This window comes from Xylophilus sp., assembly GCA_009914555.1.
GTDB lineage: Bacteria > Pseudomonadota > Gammaproteobacteria > Burkholderiales > Burkholderiaceae_C > WNDY01.
In genome coordinates this window covers 20,019-41,209 of the sequence record WNDY01000002.1, presented here as the reverse complement: position 1 = coordinate 41,209, position 21,191 = coordinate 20,019, and the positions used below count along the sequence as shown (strand labels likewise).

At 65.3% G+C, this 21,191-nt stretch carries 30 protein-coding genes; all 30 read right to left on the bottom strand.

Features of this window, described 5'->3' with window-relative positions; genetic code table 11:
• Window positions 1-9: 9 nt before the first annotated feature.
• The 30 genes from GAK38_RS02010 to GAK38_RS01865 all read right to left on the bottom strand — a co-directional run bounded on the left by GAK38_RS02010 (window position 10) and on the right by GAK38_RS01865 (window position 21,189).
• On the bottom strand, window positions 10-219 hold the full coding sequence (locus tag GAK38_RS02010; protein WP_325340997.1) for a hypothetical protein: 210 nt from the start codon (window positions 217-219) through the stop codon (window positions 10-12).
• 4 nt (window positions 220-223) lie between these two features.
• Window positions 224-703 (bottom strand): hypothetical protein, encoded by a 480-nt coding sequence (locus GAK38_RS02005; RefSeq protein ID WP_325340996.1) that lies wholly within the window; start codon window positions 701-703, stop codon window positions 224-226.
• 13 nt (window positions 704-716) lie between these two features.
• On the bottom strand, window positions 717-1,325 hold the full coding sequence (locus GAK38_RS02000) for a hypothetical protein (RefSeq protein WP_325340994.1): 609 nt from the start codon (window positions 1,323-1,325) through the stop codon (window positions 717-719).
• Window positions 1,322-2,218, bottom strand: a complete 897-nt coding sequence (locus tag GAK38_RS01995) for a hypothetical protein (RefSeq protein ID WP_325340992.1) — start codon at window positions 2,216-2,218, stop codon at window positions 1,322-1,324. The genes GAK38_RS02000 and GAK38_RS01995 overlap by 4 nt, the downstream gene beginning before the upstream one ends.
• Window positions 2,219-2,220: 2 nt before the next feature.
• Window positions 2,221-2,604, bottom strand: a complete 384-nt coding sequence (locus GAK38_RS01990; RefSeq protein WP_058379119.1) for a hypothetical protein — start codon at window positions 2,602-2,604, stop codon at window positions 2,221-2,223.
• Entirely contained in the window at window positions 2,604-3,104 is a 501-nt protein-coding gene (locus tag GAK38_RS01985) for a hypothetical protein (RefSeq protein ID WP_325340988.1), read from the bottom strand. The genes GAK38_RS01990 and GAK38_RS01985 overlap by 1 nt, the downstream gene beginning before the upstream one ends.
• Window positions 3,105-3,186: 82 nt before the next feature.
• Entirely contained in the window at window positions 3,187-3,459 is a 273-nt protein-coding gene (locus GAK38_RS01980; RefSeq protein WP_325340986.1) for a hypothetical protein, read from the bottom strand.
• Complete coding sequence (locus GAK38_RS01975) at window positions 3,456-3,869, bottom strand: hypothetical protein (RefSeq protein WP_325340984.1); 414 nt, start codon at window positions 3,867-3,869, stop codon at window positions 3,456-3,458. Before GAK38_RS01975 ends, GAK38_RS01980 begins: the two co-directional genes overlap by 4 nt.
• On the bottom strand, window positions 3,866-4,111 hold the full coding sequence (locus GAK38_RS01970) for a hypothetical protein (protein ID WP_058379123.1): 246 nt from the start codon (window positions 4,109-4,111) through the stop codon (window positions 3,866-3,868). The genes GAK38_RS01975 and GAK38_RS01970 overlap by 4 nt, the downstream gene beginning before the upstream one ends.
• A 19-nt stretch (window positions 4,112-4,130) precedes the next feature.
• Window positions 4,131-4,739 (bottom strand): N-acetylmuramidase family protein, encoded by a 609-nt coding sequence (locus GAK38_RS01965; protein WP_325340980.1) that lies wholly within the window; start codon window positions 4,737-4,739, stop codon window positions 4,131-4,133.
• Window position 4,740: 1 nt separating this feature from the next.
• On the bottom strand, window positions 4,741-5,100 hold the full coding sequence (locus tag GAK38_RS01960; protein ID WP_325340978.1) for a hypothetical protein: 360 nt from the start codon (window positions 5,098-5,100) through the stop codon (window positions 4,741-4,743).
• A 2-nt stretch (window positions 5,101-5,102) separates the two neighbouring features.
• Complete coding sequence (locus tag GAK38_RS01955) at window positions 5,103-5,270, bottom strand: hypothetical protein (protein ID WP_325340976.1); 168 nt, start codon at window positions 5,268-5,270, stop codon at window positions 5,103-5,105.
• A gap of 43 nt (window positions 5,271-5,313) precedes the next feature.
• Entirely contained in the window at window positions 5,314-6,087 is a 774-nt protein-coding gene (locus GAK38_RS01950) for a hypothetical protein (protein ID WP_325340974.1), read from the bottom strand.
• A gap of 14 nt (window positions 6,088-6,101) precedes the next feature.
• A complete protein-coding gene (locus tag GAK38_RS01945) occupies window positions 6,102-6,824 on the bottom strand; it encodes a hypothetical protein (RefSeq protein WP_325340972.1) in 723 nt (240 codons plus the stop codon).
• Between the two features lie 168 nt (window positions 6,825-6,992).
• Complete coding sequence (locus GAK38_RS01940) at window positions 6,993-7,664, bottom strand: hypothetical protein (RefSeq protein ID WP_325340970.1); 672 nt, start codon at window positions 7,662-7,664, stop codon at window positions 6,993-6,995.
• A gap of 55 nt (window positions 7,665-7,719) precedes the next feature.
• Window positions 7,720-9,417 (bottom strand): hypothetical protein, encoded by a 1,698-nt coding sequence (locus tag GAK38_RS01935; protein WP_325340968.1) that lies wholly within the window; start codon window positions 9,415-9,417, stop codon window positions 7,720-7,722.
• Window positions 9,418-9,432: 15 nt separating this feature from the next.
• Window positions 9,433-10,083 carry a HeH/LEM domain-containing protein gene (locus GAK38_RS01930; RefSeq protein WP_325340966.1) on the bottom strand — a complete coding sequence of 217 codons (651 nt, stop codon included), beginning with the start codon at window positions 10,081-10,083 and terminating at the stop codon, window positions 9,433-9,435.
• 27 nt (window positions 10,084-10,110) lie between these two features.
• Entirely contained in the window at window positions 10,111-11,793 is a 1,683-nt protein-coding gene (locus GAK38_RS01925; RefSeq protein WP_325340964.1) for a hypothetical protein, read from the bottom strand.
• Window positions 11,794-12,082: 289 nt separating this feature from the next.
• Window positions 12,083-12,628 (bottom strand): hypothetical protein, encoded by a 546-nt coding sequence (locus GAK38_RS01920; protein ID WP_325340963.1) that lies wholly within the window; start codon window positions 12,626-12,628, stop codon window positions 12,083-12,085.
• A 4-nt stretch (window positions 12,629-12,632) separates the two neighbouring features.
• Window positions 12,633-13,700 (bottom strand): hypothetical protein, encoded by a 1,068-nt coding sequence (locus tag GAK38_RS01915; protein ID WP_325340961.1) that lies wholly within the window; start codon window positions 13,698-13,700, stop codon window positions 12,633-12,635.
• Window positions 13,701-13,702: 2 nt separating this feature from the next.
• Window positions 13,703-14,041, bottom strand: coding sequence for a hypothetical protein (locus GAK38_RS01910; RefSeq protein WP_325340959.1), 339 nt, complete (start codon window positions 14,039-14,041; stop codon window positions 13,703-13,705).
• An 11-nt stretch (window positions 14,042-14,052) separates the two neighbouring features.
• Window positions 14,053-14,541, bottom strand: coding sequence for a hypothetical protein (locus GAK38_RS01905; RefSeq protein WP_325340957.1), 489 nt, complete (start codon window positions 14,539-14,541; stop codon window positions 14,053-14,055).
• Entirely contained in the window at window positions 14,538-15,302 is a 765-nt protein-coding gene (locus tag GAK38_RS01900) for a hypothetical protein (protein WP_325340955.1), read from the bottom strand. The genes GAK38_RS01905 and GAK38_RS01900 overlap by 4 nt, the downstream gene beginning before the upstream one ends.
• A gap of 48 nt (window positions 15,303-15,350) precedes the next feature.
• Window positions 15,351-16,169, bottom strand: a complete 819-nt coding sequence (locus tag GAK38_RS01895) for a hypothetical protein (protein ID WP_325340953.1) — start codon at window positions 16,167-16,169, stop codon at window positions 15,351-15,353.
• Between the two features lie 80 nt (window positions 16,170-16,249).
• Window positions 16,250-17,083: a hypothetical protein gene (locus GAK38_RS01890; protein WP_325340951.1), complete on the bottom strand. Its 834-nt coding sequence runs from the start codon at window positions 17,081-17,083 to the stop codon at window positions 16,250-16,252.
• 10 nt (window positions 17,084-17,093) lie between these two features.
• Entirely contained in the window at window positions 17,094-18,668 is a 1,575-nt protein-coding gene (locus tag GAK38_RS01885; RefSeq protein WP_325340949.1) for a hypothetical protein, read from the bottom strand.
• Window positions 18,669-18,679: 11 nt separating this feature from the next.
• Window positions 18,680-19,885 carry a terminase small subunit gene (locus GAK38_RS01880; protein ID WP_325340947.1) on the bottom strand — a complete coding sequence of 402 codons (1,206 nt, stop codon included), beginning with the start codon at window positions 19,883-19,885 and terminating at the stop codon, window positions 18,680-18,682.
• Window positions 19,886-19,907: 22 nt separating this feature from the next.
• A complete protein-coding gene (locus tag GAK38_RS01875) occupies window positions 19,908-20,513 on the bottom strand; it encodes a helix-turn-helix domain-containing protein (protein WP_325340945.1) in 606 nt (201 codons plus the stop codon).
• Between the two features lie 23 nt (window positions 20,514-20,536).
• Window positions 20,537-20,983: a DUF1064 domain-containing protein gene (locus GAK38_RS01870; protein ID WP_325340944.1), complete on the bottom strand. Its 447-nt coding sequence runs from the start codon at window positions 20,981-20,983 to the stop codon at window positions 20,537-20,539.
• The gene (locus GAK38_RS01865) at window positions 20,983-21,189 is read right to left on the bottom strand and encodes a hypothetical protein (RefSeq protein ID WP_325340942.1); all 207 of its coding nucleotides are present in this window, start codon (window positions 21,187-21,189) and stop codon (window positions 20,983-20,985) included. Before GAK38_RS01865 ends, GAK38_RS01870 begins: the two co-directional genes overlap by 1 nt.
• Window positions 21,190-21,191: the final 2 nt, after the last annotated feature.

The window sequence follows — 21,191 nt, the reverse complement described above, 5'->3', positions numbered from 1 at the left end:
CATTGCCCGTTATTTCGGGTGGTTTTCCGCCTCAATGTCGGCGGCAACTTGATGGATGAGGATGCAGATTTCGGCCAGGTCGCGGCCTGCTTGCGACTTCTTGGAGAAGCCGCCGAAGTAGTCCAGCTCGGCGGCGATGTCGGCCATTTCGTCGGCCATCGCGCGCAGCCGCTTGGCCGGCGCTTCCGGCGGCGACTGCGGCGCGGGACTGCTGCTCATCGCATCAGGCGGCAGACGCGAGGCTGGCGATCTGCTCGCGCACGGAGGCGATAGATTCCTTCAGCGCGTCGCGCTTCTGGGTCAGCACCTGCTCCATCTTCGGTGCGGCGGTGCGGATCCCGACGGGCGGCTGTACCTTCGCGGCGGCGAGCACCTTCTGGAACTTCACGCGCCCGGCGTCCATCGCCTGCACGATTTCGGCGATGGCCTTCACATGGTCGTCCTGGTTCTTGATGGGGAGCACCTTGCCATTCACCAGCACCTGGAAGATGTCGCCGGACTGCTTGATGCGCAACACCACTTGCTGGGAATCGGCGAAGGTCAGCGTCATTTCCCGGTAGGTGATGCCGGACGAACGCTTCACGGTGGTCGGCACGTCCTGCTGCACGACGTTCGCGCCGGCGCGCGAGAAGAAGCGAACGGCCTGCTTGGCCGCCTTGTCCTTGGCCGACAGGTCTTCAAAGCTGAAAAGCAGGTTCTTCATGGTGTGAGCCCTTTCAATGGGAATGGTGGTTGCTGTTTCCGCCGCCGTCCATGATGGCGCCGGAGGCGTCGATGTTTCCTTGCACGCCGATGTTGCCCTCGACCGAAACGCCAGAGCCGCCGGAAACGGCCAGGCCGCCCTTGCCGACGATGGCGCCATCCACGGTGAGGTTTCCGGTGACGTGCGTATCGTCCGCCTGCACCGTGGCCGAAGGAGCCTGCACCGTCACATGGGAACCGGACTTGATGAGCACGTCGCCCTGGGCGATCAGGTTCATCAGCGCATCGGCGAGCAACTCCATGTTGGCATGGTGCCAGCGCCGCCAGCCCGTCGAATTTCCCGCCTGTGGGTTCCGGTAGCCGGTGATGATGGGGTAGCGCGCGTCGCCGCCGATGAACGCCACCCAGACGGTATCGCCCGCCGTGATTTCGACCTCGGTAGCGTTCTCGCCGGTGCGCGACTTGTCGCCCAGGGAATACTCGATCTCGGCCAGCGGCAGCACGTCGCCTCCATCGGTCAGGCCCGGAATCTCCACGCGGCACATGCGCGCGCCCGCGTCGTAGCCGCGCACGATGGCGGGATAGCGGCCCGGCCAGAAGCCGTAGGTTTCGCCCGCCTTCATTCTTCGAGGCTCCCCACCCAGAGCCGGGTATAGGCTTCCTGCTGGCCGCCGTCGTCCGTGCCGCTGCTGAAGACGTGGGCCGCCGTGATGACGGTCAGCTTCGCGCCACCGGCGTAGGCGATCAGGTCGCCGGCCACGACGTTCCCGCGCATGGTTGTCCGCGAGGTCTTGCGATGCACCAGGCAGCGCGTCATGTTGCGCAGGCGCTGCGCGTCCTTGAATGGGGAGTAGCGCACCGCGCGCGGCTTGTCGCGGTTGCCGAACACAGCCGCGCCGGATGCGGCCAGCGAGAAGAACCAGGGCACGGTATGCTGTTCGAGGAAGCCGCTTTCCACGTCCTCGCTGGTGTTGTCGGGCAGGGTCAGCACCGTGGCCTGCTTGAACAGGTCGCCCAGCCGGACGAATTGCAGCTTGCCGTTCTTCCAGCGCACCGCGCCGCCCTCTTCCTGAAGCACGCGGGCAATATGGAAGGTCGGGGTGTCGCCCACGGGGCAGTAGAAGCGCGGCACGGGGAAGTCGGCATCCACGCCCTTGATGGTCGCGCCGGCGGCCCGATAGATGGCGGCCAGCGAGGCGTTCTCTTTTATGATGGCGCGCTGGCGCACGTAGGCCGCGCCCTGGCAGGCATCGAGCAGCGCGGTCACGCTGTACGCCTCCATGTCACGCTGCCCCTGGGAAGAGCGCCCGGCGATGCGCTTGGACTTGACGATGCGCAGCGCGTCGCCTCCGACGGTCAGCACCTGGCCCTCGGCCAGCCGCTTGTCCAGCCCTTCATCGCCGGCCCGGATCTCGGCTTCCAGCGTCAGAGGGATGGGGGAAAGGTCGGAGCGCAGCGTGGCGGACTTGATGAGGTCGCCGCGAAGCTGCTTACCGTCGGCGAAGGTCACGATCACGGCTACACCGTCAGGATGGGTTGAAAGAAAGCCCTATGCGGCATTTCCGCTTCGGTCTGGGCGATGTCGCCGGCAATCTCGCTGGCGCTGCGCCCGAAGGGATCGACACCCATGCCGCGTGAGGCTTCAAGCTGCAAGGCCGTCTCACGCTCGACGTACAGCAGGAACAGGGGGCGAATCAGCGCCCATTCGGGGTCGGTGATTTCCAGGTCGCCATTGATGGCCGGCACTGGGTCGGCGTTCTCGCGCGCGCGTATGACGGCGTACCCGGCATAGAACCGGGTAGCCGCCATTGCCTGCGCAAGTACCGTTTCCTCGTCCAGCAGATTGCCCGCGGGGCGCTCTTGCGTGGCGAACTGCGTAGCCAGCGCGGAGAGCGTCGTCATTAGCGGTAGTCGTTCGAGTTGCCGGCGCCGATTTCGCCGAAGTAGTGGAAGAACGCCGTGCCGGTAATCATCAGCACCTGCGAGCGGTTCTCCCAGTCACGGTCGGGGTCATCCACCTGGATGAAGCAATCGACGATGCGCTTGACGCGCAGGTACTGCTGGGGCGTGCCCTCGTACACCTTGGCGTTGAAGTAGCCGCCCTTGGCGATGAGATTCACCAGCATCTGATCGACGCTGCCGGCCACGTCTTCCAGCAGGGAGATTTGGCCCTGGTGGGCGATCTTGCTTTGCTGGGCCTGGTACATCATCGAACCCAGCGGCATCGGCACTTCGATTTCGCCGGCGGGCGCGGTTTGCGGCCACGGGAACTGCTTGCACTTGAGCCAGCTTTGCTCGAAGCCTTCGATTTCCAGAGAGAAGTCGCTGGAAATGGCCTTCGCGCCCAAGGCGCGGGTCGCGTCGTAGTGCCCCTTCAAAAGGGCAGAGGTAGAAACGGTCATGTCGTTGTCCTTTCGTAGGGGATGGAGACGTACATAGGCACTGTATGGCACGCCCTGCCCAGCACCCGGCGCAGTTTTCCGCCTACTGACAGGCCAGAATGGCGGCTTCCAGCTCGGCCTCGTAGCCCTGGCGCTGCTTGCGCTCTGCGCGCAGGGCCGCCATCTGGCGGAAGACGGTGGAGCCCAGCGGAAGCGCCTCGACGGCGTAGGCCGGCTTCGTCGGCGCGGACACCTTGCACGGGACAGGAACAGGGACAAGCACCTGCTGCACGTCGGGCGCGCGCTGCGCGGGCGTGGCGCACCCGGCAAGGCAGGTCAGCGCAGCAAGGGCGATGGTGAGGATGGCGGTCTTCATGGCTTCCCTCGCTCGGTCTTCAGTTCGGCGTCGAACGCGGCGGACGCGGCGGCGCACTCGTTGGCGCCGACTGGCGGCTGGGACTGCAAGATGCTCGTGGCCTGCGCCTGATAGCCGGCGGATTCGGCCTTTGCCTTGTCGGCGGCGGCCTTGGCCTGCTGCTCGCGCTCGGCGGCCTGCGCAACCAGCTTCGTCAGTTCGTCGTTCTGCTTCTGCGCGGCGGCGGCGACGGCGTTGTAGGACTGCTCAAAGGAATCGGCGCGGTCGTTGGCCGCCTTTAGTTGCGTTTCCAGCGCGGCCACCTTGGGCGAGTAGTAAGCGGACGTGGCCTTGTAGCCAAGCCCGATACCCACGGCGATCATGGCGATGACGCCCAGCGCCTTCCAGAGCAAGGGGTTGAGCGGGTTCATTGCGCCTCGCCTCCCGGCGCGTGCTCCTTGGGCTTGCTCTTGTCGCCCATGAGGTACACGCCCAGGCCGCCGACAAGGGAGCCGAAGCCGATGCCGAACGCCTGCATGTCAAAGTCCTTGCCCTGGGCGATCACGCCCCACGCAGCCAGGACGATGAATGCGGCGATGCCGACGATGGCGGCAACTCGCCCCGTTTCCAGCGTTTCGCCGTCGTAGTCGGTGATGAGATCCTTGAGCGACATATCGTGCCCCTTTCTGCCGTCAGGCAAGTTCCGTATCGTGCCGCTCGAAGGCGGCGGCCATCTTGGTGTCGTATTTGTTGGCCGCGTAGTTCGGGCCGTTGTAGTTCTTGGCGAACTTCGCCCAGTCCTGGGCCTTCAGCGCCGACCAGATGGCCGGGTTCGCCTTCACGAAGCGCACGAAGGCGTCCAGTTGCGCGGCCTCGTCCCGGTACATGGCATTGATGAACTCCTGCACGGAGCCGTAGCCCAGCAGTTGCCAGTGGAAGCCCATGATCTGGAACAGGCCCCAGCTCGCCGATTCCAGCGCGCAGGCCCGGTGAATCTTCGCCGCCTCGTCCAGGCGGTCGCACTCGGCGACGCCGCCACGGTATCCGCCGGGCGTCGCATTGACGACGCCGGAGTGGCTCTTGGCGTAGGTTTCGGTCAGTTGCGGGCCGATGGCATCCTTCAGGCGGCGATACATGATGTGCCGCTCGAACAGGATGACGGGGCGGCCATCGTCGAAGAAACCGGAGCCCCGGCTTTCCACTTCGGTGACGGCCTTCACCGCTGCCACGGGCACGGACAGCAGCAGCGCGGCTTTATGGAAGTCGGCGGGAATAAGCCGTTTGGATTCAGGCGTCGCCATATCACCCCCCATTCTTGAATTTGTCCGCCATGCCCTGGATCAGGTCGTAGTAGTCGCGCTGCAACTCTTCGCGCGTTGGCGGTTCCACGCCGTCGCACTCGCAACGGCTGATGTACGCCATGCACTTTGTGACGAAGCCGAAGATGTGGTTTCGCGCCGCCTCGACTTCGGCAAGGCGCTCGTCCAAGTCCTCGACCCGCTTCTGCAAGCGAGTGAAGGCATCGCGGTCAGAGGCATCGGCCTTGAGCGTCACGGCGTCCTTGCTGACGCGCAGGCCAATCCATCGAAGGATCATGAAGCCCAGCAGCATCAGGCCGGCGGTGCCGCCTACCTTTTGTTCGGGTGAAAGTCCGTCCAGCATCCTTACATCCTCCGACGGGCAAGCACCTTGCCGAGATTGCCGATAGAGCGAATCACGGTGTTCAGGCGATCAACGGCTGCGGCTTGGGTTTTCAACTCGGCTTCCTTTACTTTCTTCCAGTCCTCGAAGGGCTTGCCCTCGAAGAACCGTTTGGCGACGCTGGGCTGCATCGCCAAGGCTTCGTTCAGTGATGTGGATGAATATAGGGTGAGGCTAGATGCCGTCCCCATCAGGTTTTCCGACCAACTCGCGCGCCATTCGGGAGAGACAGGAATGAACCGGAAATCGGGCCGGCGGCAAGTTGCTTGCCACCCCTCCTTTCGGCATAGCCACGATGCCGTCCTCGGTGAATTCCAGCTTGAAGAAATGGCGCAGCTTGTCGCGGCCTTCCAGGTACAAGCCCATCAGCCGCGTGAAATCGCTGTCCGGGTAGCTCTTCAGCACGCGCACGCGCGCCAGCAGGTATTCGTCGAACGAGCCTTCGCCGTCAGCGGCCTCGGGCGCGTCCTCGCCGGTGCGCAGCAGTTGCGCGGCCATCGCGCCGAACAACCAATGCAGGCGGCCAGAAAGGCCCTCGACCTCGCCCACCATGCGCTCGATGGATTCGGCCATCGCGCCAGTGAGGTGCCGGACGTGCCAGGTGTCGCCGCCGACCTCACCGACCTCGACGGCCTGCACCGAAGTCTGGATGTCGGCCTCACCTTGCAGGTAGTCCGAGTAGCGTCCGGCACCCAGCGAGAAGTCGGGGCCGTCCTCGGTCGTGGCGGAAAGATAGTGGCAGACGGCCAGGATGCGCTCCTGCACCGTCCAGCGGGCCGGGTCATCGACACCGCCCTTCGACGCATCGACGGCGGCGTGCAGGAAGGCCGTGGTGCTGGCCTCTTCCATGTGGCCGGGCATGGCGGCCAGGGCCAGGGAATCGCCGATGGACAGTTCGCGCAGTTGCAGCGTCAGGCGTCGCGTGCGAAGTGGGGGAAAGTAGATCATGGGGTCTGGTGCTCCTACGTGAGGCTGACTTTTTGGGAATTCGCCCAGTCCTTGCGGTCAAGGGCGGTCAGCGTGCAGAGGGTCATGGGCACGGCGAGCTCGACGTACTGGCCGTTCGCATCCACGGGGGAGTTCATGGGCATACCGATGGACTCGATCACCAGCGGCGAGTAGGTACGGCCCTTGAACTTCATGGCGACGCGCGTGGGCGACTTCGACGGCATCAGGGCTTCGACATAGCCCATGTCGCCCTTCGTCGTCTCGGCGGCGCGCGCCAGCAGGGAGCCGTCCTTCGATAGCTCGATTGGCAAGGCCCACTCCATCAGCTTGTTGAACGGGGCTTCGACCTCGCTTGCCGGGTCGCGCCAAGCGCGGAACAGGGCCACCACCTGGATCTTCACCGGCGGCATCCCGTTGAACACCTGCGTGCTGTTCAGCTTCGTGATGCCGGTGCGCCCCTCGAATTGCTTGAGAAAGTCGTTGGACTTCTGCTGGGCGCCGCCCTCCGTCTTCGTCCCCGACTTGTTGCCGGGCAGCATGACATCGACGATGGGCTGAAGCGCGCCGGACTGAAGCATCGCCATGAGCGCCGGAGCCTTCGATTCCGGCCCGGCCTGCTCGAACGGGCTCTGCCAGTTCAGCACCATTTCCATGTTCGCCTCGGTCAGCGGCGCGAGCACGGTGGCCGCGTCGCTCTGCGAGGTGCGCCCCCAGGAATCGTCGCCGGTCTTGACCACCTCGTAGAAGCTGGCGATAAGGTGCGGCGAAAGCCCGTCCCAGAGAGAGGATAGGCCGCCGCCTACCAGTGTGGGCGGGAGAATGGAAGGGATGTTCGGCATAGAATAAAAAGGGCGCTACCGCTCTCGCAGCAGCGCCCAAGGCCCCATCATGGCAAGGAGAACTTCTTACTTCAGGCCCGCGCGCTGGCGGATGCGCAGGGACTTCATGCGGCGCATCATCGCCCCGGCGGAATGGCTCTTCATACGCGCCTTGCGGATCGCCACCTTCTGCTTGGCAGACAGGCGGACGTGGCCGGAGATACGCTTGTTGATGCGCACCTTCTTCCCGCTACGGATGACCACCTTCTTGCGGTAGGCAGCGTCCAGCGCAGGCTCTTGGTCGTCGTCGGAGAACACGAAGGCGTCGATGTCATCGCCGGCGCCGTCTTCGCCATCGGGCAGCACGGATGCCACCAGGTCGCGCACGCGGTCGGCGGCCTCGCCGTCCCAGTCGTTCAGCAGCGCGCCGGCGTCCTCTTCGGACACGCCGCACTTCACGAGGTAGTCCCAGGCGGTGTTGAGCGCCACTTGCAGGACGCCCTGCTCGTCTTCGGTGATGTCGCCGTCCTTGTTGGCATCAGCGATGCCCACGAAGAGAGCCATCAGGCGGTCGGCGTAGCTTTCGCCATCGTCCAGGTCGTCGGTTTCGGCCCATTGCTGGACGGCGGCCACAGCCGACACGGAAATGTCGGCGATGGTGTAGTCGTCGGCGCCGGACAGCTTCGGCTCCTTGTCGTCGGCGCTGTCCAGCGTCTTCTTGGCAGCGGGATCCGGGCGCTTGAGCGCGCCACGCAGCATTTCAGTCACGTTCATGGTTTTGCTTCCTTTCCTTTATACGGTTTGCGGGTGGCGGTTACTTGCTCAAGGTCTGCGTCACGAAGGTGCGGCGGTTCGTGCCGTCGTAGCGCAGGGCGTAGGTCACATCCATGTCTTCGTAGGGCCGCATTTCATTGGGCCGCACGTCATACACGAACGCCTTGCCGCCCATTTCCGGCTCGCTGGAAGGCACGATCCACTTGGACGCCTCCGCACCCTCGAAGAGGGTTTGCAGGAAGTCCTTGGTCTTCTTCACCGACAGGTCCATCGGCAATTGCAGGTTGTCCTTCGCAGCGCGCGTCACGGCCTCGTCGATGCTGGTGCTCATGTCGGCCACCGCGATCAGCTTCTTGAGGCTGGATTCGACCAGCGCGCAGGTCAGCGAATCGCGGAAGACGTAGCGCCCGCCGCCGGTGTAGGTTTCGTACGCCACCGGGTTGATCTTGGCGCGCGCGAGCGCGTTCAAGTCCTGGTCGCGCAGTTTGACGGTCTGCGTGATCTTCACGCGCTGGATAGCCCATTCGCGGCCCGCAATCGGGTAATTCTTCGGCGCGAAGCCCTTGGCATTCACCTGGGCGTTACGACCGCAGGCGTAGGCGATGTTCAGCGTCGCCGTGCCGAAGTAGCCGTTGGGATTCACGCCCGTCGGGTCGTCGGACTTCAGCGGAGCCCAGAAGGCGTGCATCAGATGCGCGGTCTGGCTGGCGCCCATGTTGAGCTGATTGACGAACGCGATGGCCGCTTCCACCGACAGATTGCCGGGGATGTCGAAGCGGAGCTGGCGGTTCGTGTCGAACGCCAGTTGCGCGAGCTGGGCCAGCAGCGCCGGGGCCTGCGTGCCGCCGGACGAGATATAGGCGTAGTCGAACTGCGTGTATTGCAGCTTTTCACGCGCGCCCATGTAGTCCTGCGTGGTGTAGGCCGTGCCGCCTTCGGAGAAGCACACCTGCACGCCGGACTTCGCCCATTGCTGGCGTCCGTTGGTGTCGTAGCCGTAGGCTTCGGAGCCGGCGGCGATGACAGCGGCAGCGCCCAGCACGCCGGTCTGCAATTCGACAGCATCGGTCTGGCCTTGGGCCACGTCCGGCAGGTAGTTCGAGTTGCCGTAGTCGTCCTTGGAATCGGACTTCAGCGAGCCGTAGAACTCGTACAGCAGGTTGTCGTCCTTGTCGCGCAGACGCAGGGTCAGCTTGTCGTTGGCGACATCCAGGCCGGCGTCCTGCACGGATTCCGCGCGGAACTCGATCTGGATGCCGTCGTTGTGGCATTCCAGGTGCTTGACGGCAAACAGGAACGGGGTTTCCAGTTCCTCGAAGGCGTCTTCGGTCATCACCGTGTAGGTGAAGTCGCCCGTCGGGGCCGGAGCCACGGGCGGCTCGGCTGCCGGGTCGCCGGCGGTCATTTCGACGGCCACCACCAGCCACTTGATGGCGGCGGAGGTCGTGGAAAGACGCTGGATGATGGCCTGGTAAGCGCCTTTGTTCAGGGCTTCCACGACATGCACCCACGCCTCGTTGAGCGCGGACAAGCGCACCTGCTCGCCGTTGCCCAGCTTCTTGAACACGTTGCCGCGATCCACGGCGAACGGCTTGTCGATACGGCCACGAGTGGCCCGCATCATGATCCCGAACACCTGGTCGGAGTTATCGCCGGCGGGAATTTCGGAGTTGTCGCGCAGCGGGTTGAGCTGAACGCCGGATTCCGCACCGAGTTGTCGCACGAAAGCGGTACTCATGGCCTCTCCCTTCTATTACGCGCCGGTGGCTTGTTGGCCGTCGGCAGCGCCGTTTTCTTGACCGGCAGCGCCGGCACCTTCACCGCTGGCATCGCCGGTCGGCGCGGCAGGGTCGGCGGTCTTGTCGCCCTCGGGGGCAACAGGAACGGCGTCCAGCAGCGCGGCCAGGTCGGCCTTCTTGGCATTGGCCTGGAACTCGATGCCCTTGGCCTTCAGCGCGTCCTTGAGTTGGTCGTAGGACAGACCTTCGGACGGCTTCTTGACGATGGTTTCGCCGCCCTCGCCGCTGGCGCCCGTACCTTCGCCCGAACCCGCGCCGCCGGCACCTTCACCGCTGGCATCGCCATCGGTTTCAGCCGGGATAGCGCCGGCGGAAATGGTCACGGCCAGCTTGTAGCGGTTGAGCTCGGCGATCTGCTCGATGCTCGAAGCCACGCGCTGGAACAGGTCGTGCGAGGCAACCTTGACGGTCTTCGCGCTTTCCTTGTCGTTGGCGACGTGCTTCAGGAACAGGCCCGGCACCTCGGGGAAAACCACATCGCGCGGCATGTGGTTCTTCACCGTGACGGTGAGCGGGTACTTGGCGTCGGCGAAAGCCTCGGCCACCAGTTGGTTGGCGTCCTTCCCCGTGAGGGAAGGAGCGCCCAGCTTGACGATCTTGGTCATGTTGGTGCTCCTTTCCGGTCTGGGCGATTAGCGCAGGTTGGTCACGTTGATGGTGGCGCAGCCCAGCGAGGACGGGCCGTGCGGATTGACCGCCGTGAAGTTGCGGGCGTAGAAGCCGGCGCCTTCGCGCAGGTCATCGCCGGCCAGCAGGGGCTTGACGGTCGGGGGAACGGCATCGCCCAGGACGATGGGGTTGCGCGCCACGTCGGTAGCACGGCCCACGCAGAGGATGTTGCCGCTGTTGGCGGTTTCGGCCACTTCCTTCGGGGTGTAGTACACCTCGTACTGGCCGAAGAGACGGCCCACACGGAAGATGCCCGGACGGACGGCGATGCCCGACGGCTCGAAGATGTCGTTGGCGAGCGTCAGGAACTGCGAAGCGATGTCCTTGCCGACATACAGGTGGGTGATACCGTGGTTCATGGTATCGACGGCCATCTGCTGCGACGCATTGGCGAGAGCCGCGCCGAAGTCGTGCCAGATGTCGTTGCGCTTGAGCTGCGTCGAACGATTCGCCCAGTCGAAGTTGTAGGTGGACTGGTTGTTCGCGGCCAAACGGCGGGCCTTCGCCAGCACGTTGTAGTGGCGCTCGTTGGCAAACTGGTTCTGGATGGCGATGATGCTTTCGCTGTACGGATCCAGGTTCAGTTCGTTCGCCATTTGGGTACGACCGTCGATGCTTTGACGGGTGATGACGCGCCACGGGGCGGCGTACAGCGGGAAGGTGCTGACGGACGTGATGATCGAGGGCGTCACGCTCGGGTCGCGCTCGAAGTCGATGAAGCCTTCCACCGTCACGGGGATGGTGTCGGGCATCTTCGGGGTCGTGGTCAGCGCATACACGCCGGTATCGGTGTTGATGGTGCCGCCGATGACATAGGTGGTGCCCGCGATGGTGATGCTGCCGTTGATGGGCGAGTTGCCGGAGCCGGAGCTGTTGATCGGCTCTTGCGCGGCGAGCACGCCATTCACGTACACCTGCGAGCGGCCACGCAGCAGCTTGACGCCGGTAGCGCTCTGGTCGCAGGTGTCGCTGGTGGCCTGGCCGACGGTCAGCTTGCCGCCCACGGTGCCGTCAGCGGTCAGCGGCGTGCTGGTATTGACGCGGGACGCGCCGACGTAGGCGCCGCCGGAGTGGGTGCCGTCCAGCAGGTCGTTCTGCGAGTAGGCGCCGAAGGTATTGCCGGCCTGGTGGCTGACGATGGCGAGCTTGGCTTCGTTGGAACCGATGTCCGCCGGCAGGTAGTGCGCAAACGGGATGGCTTCGGCGAAGGTGGTCAGGATGGACACCACAGCGCGGTTCGGCTGGATGGAACCCTGATCGTGATGGACGGACGAGGCCGAATCCAGCGCAGCGCCGTACTTGCGCTTGGCTTCGCTGGTGGTGGCGTAGGCCAGGTGCAGAGCCTGCTCGGCCACGTCAGCGGGGACGGTCATGCCGTGCTGCTCTTCGTAGATTTTCACGCCGTCGAGGATGGCGCGGGTGACGCGCTCCTTTTCGGCATCGTCCTTGCAGTCGTCGAGGACGGCTTGCAGGGTTTCGGGGATCTTGACGCCCGAGCTTTGGCTCGTCGCGGTCGCCATGAAGTCGGCGGCTGCGGCGGAATCGAAGGTGCCGCTCGGGGCGACGTTGTCCTTCAGGGAGGTGATGAAATTGGATACTTCGGCAGTCTCGCGCTTGAAGTAATCCTGTTGGATGCGCTTGGTCATGGTTTCGTGTCCTTTCGGAGAAGTTCAAACACAGGAAATGCCGACTGGTAGCCGACTGCTGGTCATTCTCCGGGCCGCAAAATCACGCCAAAGGCGGTTTTTCCGGTTTTCTACTACCCCGTCCAGGGGCTACGACGGGAGCCTTTCGCCGCTCTCGAATTGCTCGCGCCCGTCCATCGCGTGATGTACGAACAGACCTGGCTCATCATCGTCGGATGTCGGGCGACACCAGCACGAATCGCTTACTTCGTGCTCCCGAAAGTCGCCCAGCGGGATGATGTGGAGCTGTTCAGGATTCATCCAGCGCCCCGTCTTCAATGTCTTCCACCGGCACGGCGGGCAGGTGCAGGTCGTCGCGGCGGTTGGTCACATACCGGGTGGTGTATGGCGGGATGTTGGACGTGGTTTCGTAGCCGACGACCTCGAAGGCGATGCGCGCCGGGTTCGGGCCGTCGCCCAGCAGCACGTAGATCACGTCGTTGGTGCGCACGTCGAACCACTCCGCGCTGCCCGACGGGCCTTCCGGCTCGATGAGGAATCGGAACTCGTCGATACCGCCCGTGTTCGCGTCCTTCCTGTCCATCATCGGCGACGCCCCGAAGGGATCCGCCGGCAGGGCGTAGCCGTTGCCGACGTAGGCGTACTCGAACTGCTCTTCATCGCCGGTATTGAGCACGGCCAGGCCGCCCAGCGTCGGGTTGCCATCCACCGTTTCCTCGCCGGCACCGGAGCGCGTGACGTTCTTGCGGAAAAGCTGGATGTTGAAGGCGTTGGGGTGATTGACCACGACATTGCGGGCCATGCGGTTGATTGCCTCGGGCACGTTGTTGAGCATCGCTCTATCCCTTCTGGTTCTGTTGGGCCTGGGCCAGCAGCTTCATCACCTGCTCGGGCGTCATGCCGAACTGGGCGGCCAGGGTCTTTGCCGACGACTGAACGGCGCGGCGGGTTGCGGTCGCCTTCCTCTTCGGCGGCGGGGGCGCTGATTTCTTGGCGGCCCGGACAAGCGCGGCGCGCTCCCGTGCGCGCTGTCGCTGGCGCATGGTGGCTTCCACATCGCGGATGCGGGCGGCAGGTTTCCCGGCCAGCTTTTCGGCCTCTTCCTGGGACATCTGCACGCTCACGCGGTTGTTGTCCTGGGCGCGGGCCTTGTCGATCAGCCGGGCGAGGAAGTTCTGGATGGATGGCGAGGATTCCACCTCGGCCATGACGCGCAGGATGTGCTTGCAGGCGACGCCGTGCAGGTTCGGGTTGCGTACCTTCGGGTAGCCCGTCTCGTCGCGCCCGGCGTTGAACTTGCCGATGGTGGCGATGTACCGGAACCAGTAGCGCCAGCGCCCGCAGTCGCACTCGATGCGCAGCGGTTCCTTTCGCATCCACGCTGCCGACTTCTTCCCGTCCCCGCGCGCGCCGGACGCGGCAGAGGCGTAGGACAGAAAATCGACGATGACGTGGTGGTGCGACACGTCGGAGTTCGGCCCGGCGTTGGTCATAAACCGCACCTTGCTCCCGTAGGCGGCCACTGGAACGGCGGTGCGAATCTCCGCATTGGCGCGCGCGCGGTCATCAGGAAGGGACAGGTCAAGCACCTGCCGGGCGCGGATGCCGCCCTTGTAGCGGCCCTGGGCGATGCGGACGTTGTGGCGGAACTGCGCCAGGTCGTCATGCGTCAGGGGGCGCACCTTCCCGCCCATCGTCGTCATCAGCATCCGGTGGGCGTCGTACTCGCCCTGCACGTCCTTGGCGTTGAGGATGACGGACTTTGCGGATTCGCCGGCGGCACGGCGCTGGGCGGCGTCCTCGGCGGCGCGGGCCTTCTGGTCGGTCGCGGAGCCGCGCAGCTTGGGCAGCCAGCCGCTGGGGCTGGAACCGCCGCCGGAGCGGCCCGTGGGCTTCTTGGTCGCCATGCCTATGCCCCAGCCCAGGACGGCGCGCCAGCTTCGCGCAGGTCGGCGATGGATTCAAACCCGACGCGGCGCTTGATGGCGATGAGCTGGCCCTCGTTCGGAAGCACGATGCGCTTCTGGGGAAGCGGCTGGTCGATGCTGTCCAGGCCGGCGGCGGCCATGACCGTCAGGTATTCGTCGCGGCGGCCATAGACGCGCTGGGCAACCAGCGTCAGGTCGAGGGCTTCGTCCGGCTTCGTCTCGTAGTAGATGGCCGTGGTGTCCCAGGGCTTGACGCTCTCCGCGAACTTGCGGACTTCACGGTAGAAGGACTTGGCGGCGCGGGTGTCTTGGTCGAGCATGGCCGGGCCTTTCAGATGGTCAGGATGCCGCCCCCGGCCAGGTGCCGGAAGGCTTCAGCCATGCGGACGGTGCTTTCCACCGTGTCGGAGCGCAGGGCGTACAGGCAGGTCGCCAGCGCGGCCACCTGCGCGCACGTCACGCTGGCGTTGATGCGGTACTTTGGGCCACTGGTTTCGATGCCGTCCTGCTCGATGGCATTGCCGGGGTTCGCCCGGTTCGCCCGGTCGCCGAACACCAGGCGCGGGGCCTTGCCGTCCGCCGCCACGCCGTTCTTCAGGGACTGGAAGGCGGCGATGGCAGGCAGCAGGTCGGCATCGGCGAAGAGCTTGTCGCGGGTGATGTCCGGCACGTTGGTCAGGATGGTGCAACCCTCGCGGCGGTCGGCGCGGTATCCGGCCTCGGCGCTCACCACCAGCACGCGGGCGTCGGTGTCGTAGGCCGAAAACAGGCTGCACGGCTGGCCGCCGTAGCCGGTGAAGGTCGCCTGAATCTGGATCATGCCCCGCCCCCTTCGCCGCCGGCGTCAGGCACAGCCACGCCGTAGGGCCTGATGTCGGTCGCGCCGCCGTTCGGCCCGGCCTCGCGGCTGGTGATGCCGATTTGCTGCACCACGAGGTAGCCGGCAGGATCCGCAGCGTCGCCCGGCGTGCCCTTGCCGTCATTCGGCTCGCCAGTCTTGGGAGCGTCGAAGAGCGGGATTTCCGCGCGCAGGGTGATGTCGATGGCGAGCACCGTCAGGTTCTTGGCCTCGGTCGGGATGTTCATGGCCGGCACGTCGGGAAGCGCCACCTGCACGGGCCAGTCCATCGGCTGGCTGGCAAAGGTGTAGCGCGCCGTGAATCGGCGGTTCGGCGTGGCATCGAGGAACAGGCCGAATTGCGCGGCCAGCGAGTGCGCCGTGGGCTCGTCCGTGGCGAAGATGACGATTTGCGCCCGGATGTCGCCCGCCACTGCGCGCAGGCCGAACATGCGCTCCTTCTCGTCGGTGGGGATGACGACCATTTCCCGGTCGGCCACCTGGCGGGTGTAGTCGCGCCCAGTTGGGGTGTAGTCCTTCGCCAGCGCAACGAGGATGGCGGGCATGTCAGGCGGGCGCGTGGGAGCGTCGTGGATGTCGCTGCGCATCCAGAGGGAAAGCATGTCCTCGGCGGCGTCGATCATGCGGGACGGTGCCCAGGCCATGCTTTTTGCTACCCCGCGCGTGACATAGCCTTCCAGCGGCTTCGTGGTCGGCACGAGGGTCGCGTAGAAGCGGCCCATGAACTGCCCGAAGGCTTCCTTGACGGGTTGGAGCATCGCGGCGCCCTATCAGCGGGTGAACTTGCCGATAAGCCGGCCATACAGCGGATCGGCGGGAGCCTCTTCCGGCTTCGGTTCCATGAAGCGCGGCAGTGCGCCGGCGTTATGGAAGGCGGCCATGTCGCGCGCCATGCGCTCGCTCACGCCACCGGCCAGCACCAGCGGGGCAATCCCGGCGGCGTCCAGCGCCGTGCCAGCATCGATACCCTTGGCGGCCAGCATGGACAGAAGCTGTTCGTTTTCGGCGCTCAACCGCTCGATCACTTCGCAGGCCCGCTCGCGCTCGCTGTTCGCGGCGTCCAGCAGGCGGGCCATGCCGCGCAACTGCTCGTCGTAGATGGCGGCCTCGATGTCGTCCAGCGTCATGTCGCGCACGTCGTCCAGGGTGTAGCCCCGGTTCGTGCTGTAGTTCGGTTCCAGCACGTAGTCGAAGCCGAAGAACTCGGGCCGGGTCTGGTCGATGGCGGACGAAAAGCCGCCGGTGCGGCTGGCGTACAGCTTTGCGGACACCTGGCCGGAATCGGTATCAAGAAACTCGGCTTGGTGCTCGATGGTGCCGTCGTCGTGCGCGCGTAGCAGCGTGGTCACGAGAGCCGGTTCGACGATGGACGGTTTGCCGCCTTCCAGTCCGCCCTCGGCAGGGTTCAGGCCGAACTTGATGCGCGGCCAGTGACCGTAGTAGCCCTGCATGTCGCGGTTGCGCACGCGCTCTTGGCAGGCCGGGCCGTTGATGGCGGCGACGATGGCGCGGATGTTGAAATGCCGCTCCTTGCCGCGATACTGCCGGCCCCGCTCTTTCAGGTTGTAGGTGATGACGTTGGTTTGCATGGGGAGCCCCCTTTCTTCACTCGCCTGATGGTAGGTCGCGGGCGTCGCCTGGCAGGGTCGCTTTTTCCCGTTCTTGCGGGCTACCTGGCCTTCATCCGCACCTCAAGGCCGCGCAGCAGGCGGTGGGCGGTGTCGTGGTTGCAGCCACCGATGAACTTGCAAACGTCCTCGGCGGTCGGGCTGATTTCGCTGTTTTCCAGAGCCGCGTAGAGCCGTTCCACCATGTCGGCGTCGTCCGGCTGGCCCCGCCGCGCGACAGCCTGACCGGCCAGCGCCGCCACCCACAGCAGGGAGCCCAGCACTTCAAGCAGCATGGCGATCACCACCCCAGACCACGTATTCAAAGCCTCGATGGGCAGGCCAGTCACGGCGGCCACGCGCGCCACCACGGGATCCACCTCGGCCCCGGCAGCTTCCTGGTCGGTCAGCGCGGTCAGCCGGGCGCGCAGGTCGTTCGCCCGCTTGCCTTGGGCCAGTTCGATTTCCAGCGCGGCGCGGCGCTGGGGGTCTTTCGTGCCAGCAAGGATGCCCGCCACAGTCGCGGCGGAGCGGGCCTTGTTCTGGGAAAGCTCGGCCTCGATGGCGGCGCGCTGCTCCTGCATGGCGCTGGCCTTGGCGGATGACGCGGCCCGGCCCTCGGCGGCGCCGTGGCTGGCGTTGGCGAAGAACCAGATATGCCCCCAGAGCGCAGCCAGGAAGCATAGACACCAGACCGGCCAGACCACCAGACGGGAGAAGCGGCCCAGCAGCGCGGGAAGCAGATGCACGGCCAGCACGATCACGGACGACAGCCCGGCCAGCAGCCACCTATCCACCTCCGCGCCGGCGCGCTGCCATGCGCTCACGACGGCCATAGACACGGCCAGGCCGGTGACGGCCACGGCAAAGATGCGGGTAATTGCGTCCTTCATCATCGGGTTTCTCCTACACGTCGGCGAACATTTCGGCGGCCTTCTTCGACACCTCGTCGGTCAGGCTGTTGGTCAATTCCCCGGCGCTGTCGCTCACCATGTAGGTAGCGCCTTCGAGGAAGGCAAAGCTCATGGCGTCGATCAAGTCGGGGGACTTGATGCCCTCGCGCCGCATGTCCTCCTTGGACATCATCACGTAGCGCAGGCCGCCGGCCTCACTGAAGTGGTACGGCAGCCGGGAACCCTGGTCGATGATCTTCTCGCGCAGCTTCTTGGAAATACCCTGCGGCAGCACCACGCGGCCCTGCCGGACGGCATCACGGAAGCGCACCATCGCGCACGCGCGCAGGTTGTAGAACCGGCTCTTGTATTCGTTCTTGAAGCAGGGGATGCCCCAATTCACCCGAACCACCGTGGCGCCGGAACGCTCGATCAGCTTGCACACGGTCGCGCCCACGCCACCAGCATCGACGTAGAGCGTCGCGTTCGACAGCTTGCCGACGAGATTCACCAGGTCGCCGGCAAGGTCGATTTCGTTCTTGTCGTTGGCCGCGATGGGGATTTCGATGTATTCCACGCGGCGCGCGTCCGGCCCGTGGTCGGTGTCGCCGATGATCTTGGCGACGATGGCAACCGAATCGTCGCGGTATTCGCCCAGGGCCACGTCGGACAGCACCACCAGGCCGCAGGGTTCGTCGTCGGCGATCAGCTTGCGCGGCTCGAAGGCGCCCTCGATGTCGGCGCGGGTCAGAAGGACGTTGCTGCTGCTCTGGGCGAACAGGCCCAGCACACGGATCTGGTATTCGACGGAACTACGCCCGCCGCTCTCGTTCGCGCGCTCGCGCAGCCATTGGGTCGTGACGAAGGGCGACAGCTCGGAATTGAAGCGCAGCGCGTGCCAGCTCCCCCCGTTCTCGCGCTTCAGCGTATGGTGCGAATCGTAGAAGCGCCCGGCGTTGCGCGCCCCCTGCGACGCCATGAGCGTGCGGTTCCCGCCCTGGGTCTGGGTGCCGTCGATCACGTCGAAGTGGTCGTCGGACACGCCGGCGGCTTCGTCGATGATGATGAGCTGCCAGTATCGGTGCTTGCCCGCTACCCCGATGGCCTCGCCCTTCTTCATGGCGATCTGGGTGATGAACCACTGCTCGGCAAACCCGTTCACATGCACGCGGGTCTTCGTGATGGTGAAAAAGTCGTTCAGCCAAGCGTGCGGCCCGTTGGCGATGGCGATGCGGGCATCCTGCATTTCCTTCCAGATTCCGTCGGCAACCTGCTGGATGAACGGCGCGCCGATGTAGGTGTTGCTGCCCACCTCCACCTTGCCGTCATAGACCGCCACGGGGAAGCAGAGCAAGTGCCAGAGCGCGATGCGCGCGAAGCTGGCCGTCTTGCCGGTGCCGGTGCCAGACACCACGGACACCTTGGCATTCTCCGGCGTGATGGCCTGGAACAAGTCCATCTGGTCGGCGCTGGGCATGAAGCCCGTCACCTCCACGGCGAAGCGCAGCGGGTCGGCGTGATACCGCTCCACGAACTCCGCATAGCGCGGGTCTTCCAGCAGGTTCCGGTTCCTCTTCTTGGTCGCCATGATGCGTGCGCCTAGCTGTCCGTGGATTCCGGCTCTTGCGGCTGCTGCTCGTCCTCGTCGCCGCTCGCTGCCGGCGTGGCGTCCTCGATCAGGCCGCGCTCGGACAGCACTGCCGCCTGCCGCGTGCGCGCCTGGTGCATCTTGTCCTCGTAGATGCGGTAGAGGTCTTCGCCCGACACCATGTTGATGTTGACCTCGACATCCTTCTCCTTGAACAGGCCCAGCGCGCGCGCCAGGTTGTCCATCGCCCTCTCCTTGGAGAGCATCAAGACCTCAATGCCCTCCTTGCCCACCTTGACGCCGCAATAGACGAGGCGCGCCGCCGGCGACAGGTTGCGGGTGTCGTTGAAGAACACTTCCTCGATGCCGTGGCCGTGACACTCCGGGCAGTCCTCGTGCGGGGCCTTGCGCTTGTCATACCAGGCGTCGGTGTAGTCGGGGAACTCGCCGATGTCGTCGGCACTGTCCGCCTTCTTCCGGCGGGCGCGCTCGCGGTCATGCTTCTTCTTGGCCTCTTCCAGCCCGGACGGGGTGTATTGCCGGGCATGGCCCTCGCCCCAGCAGTACGGGCAGCAGACCCGGCGAAGCTGGGAGATTTCGTTCGCGTCGAACGTGACGATGGCGGCCCACAGGCGCATGAGCTCGTCGCCGTCGATTCCCAGCCTGCGGGCGCGCGCCATGGCGAGCGTGACGATGGCTTGGCTCACCTTCGGATTTTGTAGAAGCTGCCAGCCCTGCGTCATCGCGCTCTTGGGACTGTATCCGGCCCTGATTGCCGCTGCCGATGCGTTCCAGTCCACAAGGTATTCACGCACGAAGATTTCTTGCTGGTCGGTCAGGTCGGCGAACACTCCGAACTCGTCCGGGTCGCGCTCCACGGCCTGCATGGTCGTGGTCGGCAAGGTTTCGATGGTTTCTCCGGCGATGGTTTCGCCCTTCTCGGAAACCATGCGGCCAGAAACCTTTGCCTTCGACTTCCCGCTCTTGCCGGTCTTTGCTTTGGTTTCGATGGTTTCGGGCGTAGGTTTCTCGCCCGGCAGGTGCAGCGGAGCCTTCTTCAGCCAGCCGTCGGCAGTCGCGCGCTTGCGCACGGCAGGGGCGGACACGGGCAGTTCCATTTCGGCCACCAGCCAGGTGTAGCCGTCGCGCGGGTCGTTCTCCCACTTGGCACGAACGGCAGTCCACTTCTGCGGGGAGAGCTTCGGGGGTGCAGCCATACGGATCTCGTCTTCTTCAAGGTCAGAGCGCCAGGCTCAATTGATGGGTCTGGGGGGCGGCGACGGCGCACTCCATGCGGAACCGCTCCATCTTGGTCTTCGCCGCCTTGGCGGAATCGCTGGCGCGCTCCACGGCGGACACCAGCCGGGAACCGGCGCGCATTTCCTCGAACGCGGGGTTGAGCTCGGCGAACCGGGCCAGGGCGACGCTGGCATCCTCGGACATAGCCAGCATGACGGCCACGGCATCGGTCAGGGTCTGCACCCGGTCATGCAGGCGCTTGAGGGTTTCCATGTCCCGCTGGCGCAGCTTGTCGAAGGTGTCGAACATCCAGGCGGACACTTCCCGCTCTTGGGTCATCCGGGCGCCCACCTCCCAGTCATCGGTAGCACCGAAGAGGAAGTCCACGGACACCTCATACACGCGCGCTGCACGCACGATGAGCCACAGGGGCACGCTGTTGGTATCCGTCGCCAGCTCCACCTTCGACAGCTTCGAGGGGTTCGCATACCCCAGACGACGCGCTGCCGCGCTCTGGGACAGGTTGCACAGTTCCCGCGCCGCGCGCATCCGGGCACCGATGGTCTTGACCGCCGCCGCCTGCTCTTGGCGCGTGGTCAGGGACATGGTTTTCTTCTCTGTTGCCATCGTTACACCCTCCTGATAGTCCAGCCGCCGCCCGCCTTCTTCGCCTGCTTTTGGCAGAGGAAGAACCGGAACGGAAACATGCCGGCGGCCACCTTCAACTTCAGCCACCCGTCTTCGCGGATGAATCCGCCCTTCGTTTCATGTGCCTCCAAGGCCCCGTCGGCCAGCATCACCAGGAAGTCCGGCGTGTAGCGCGTGTTGTCCGCCAGCTTCAGGGTCATGACTTCGTAGGCCCACCACTGGATTTCCCCGCTCACGCGGCGGGCTTCCAGCATCTGGGCGTACTCGGCCTCGGTCTTGTTCATGTCGGGCTCGCGCACGGTGCCCGTGGCGACGGGGAGCGCGGCGGCCTGCCCGCCTTCGGCCATACCGGCGCGGGCCGGCTCCGCCGTGCGCTTCTGGTGCGCGGCAAGCTGCTCTTCCGTCCAGCGCAAGGTATTCGCGGCCATCAGGCAGCCTCCCCGCGTTTTTCCAGCCACGCGCGGCGCGCGCCCAGGGTCTTCTCGTCGGCCAGGCGGAACTGCGCGCACTGGCGGGGATACACCGACGACGGGAAGGACGACGTGCTGGGGCTCATGGCGCAGAGGCCGAAGCCCAGGCGGCCCATCTGCCCGGCATCCTTCATCCGGTAGTGGCCGCAGTCGATGCACTTCACGG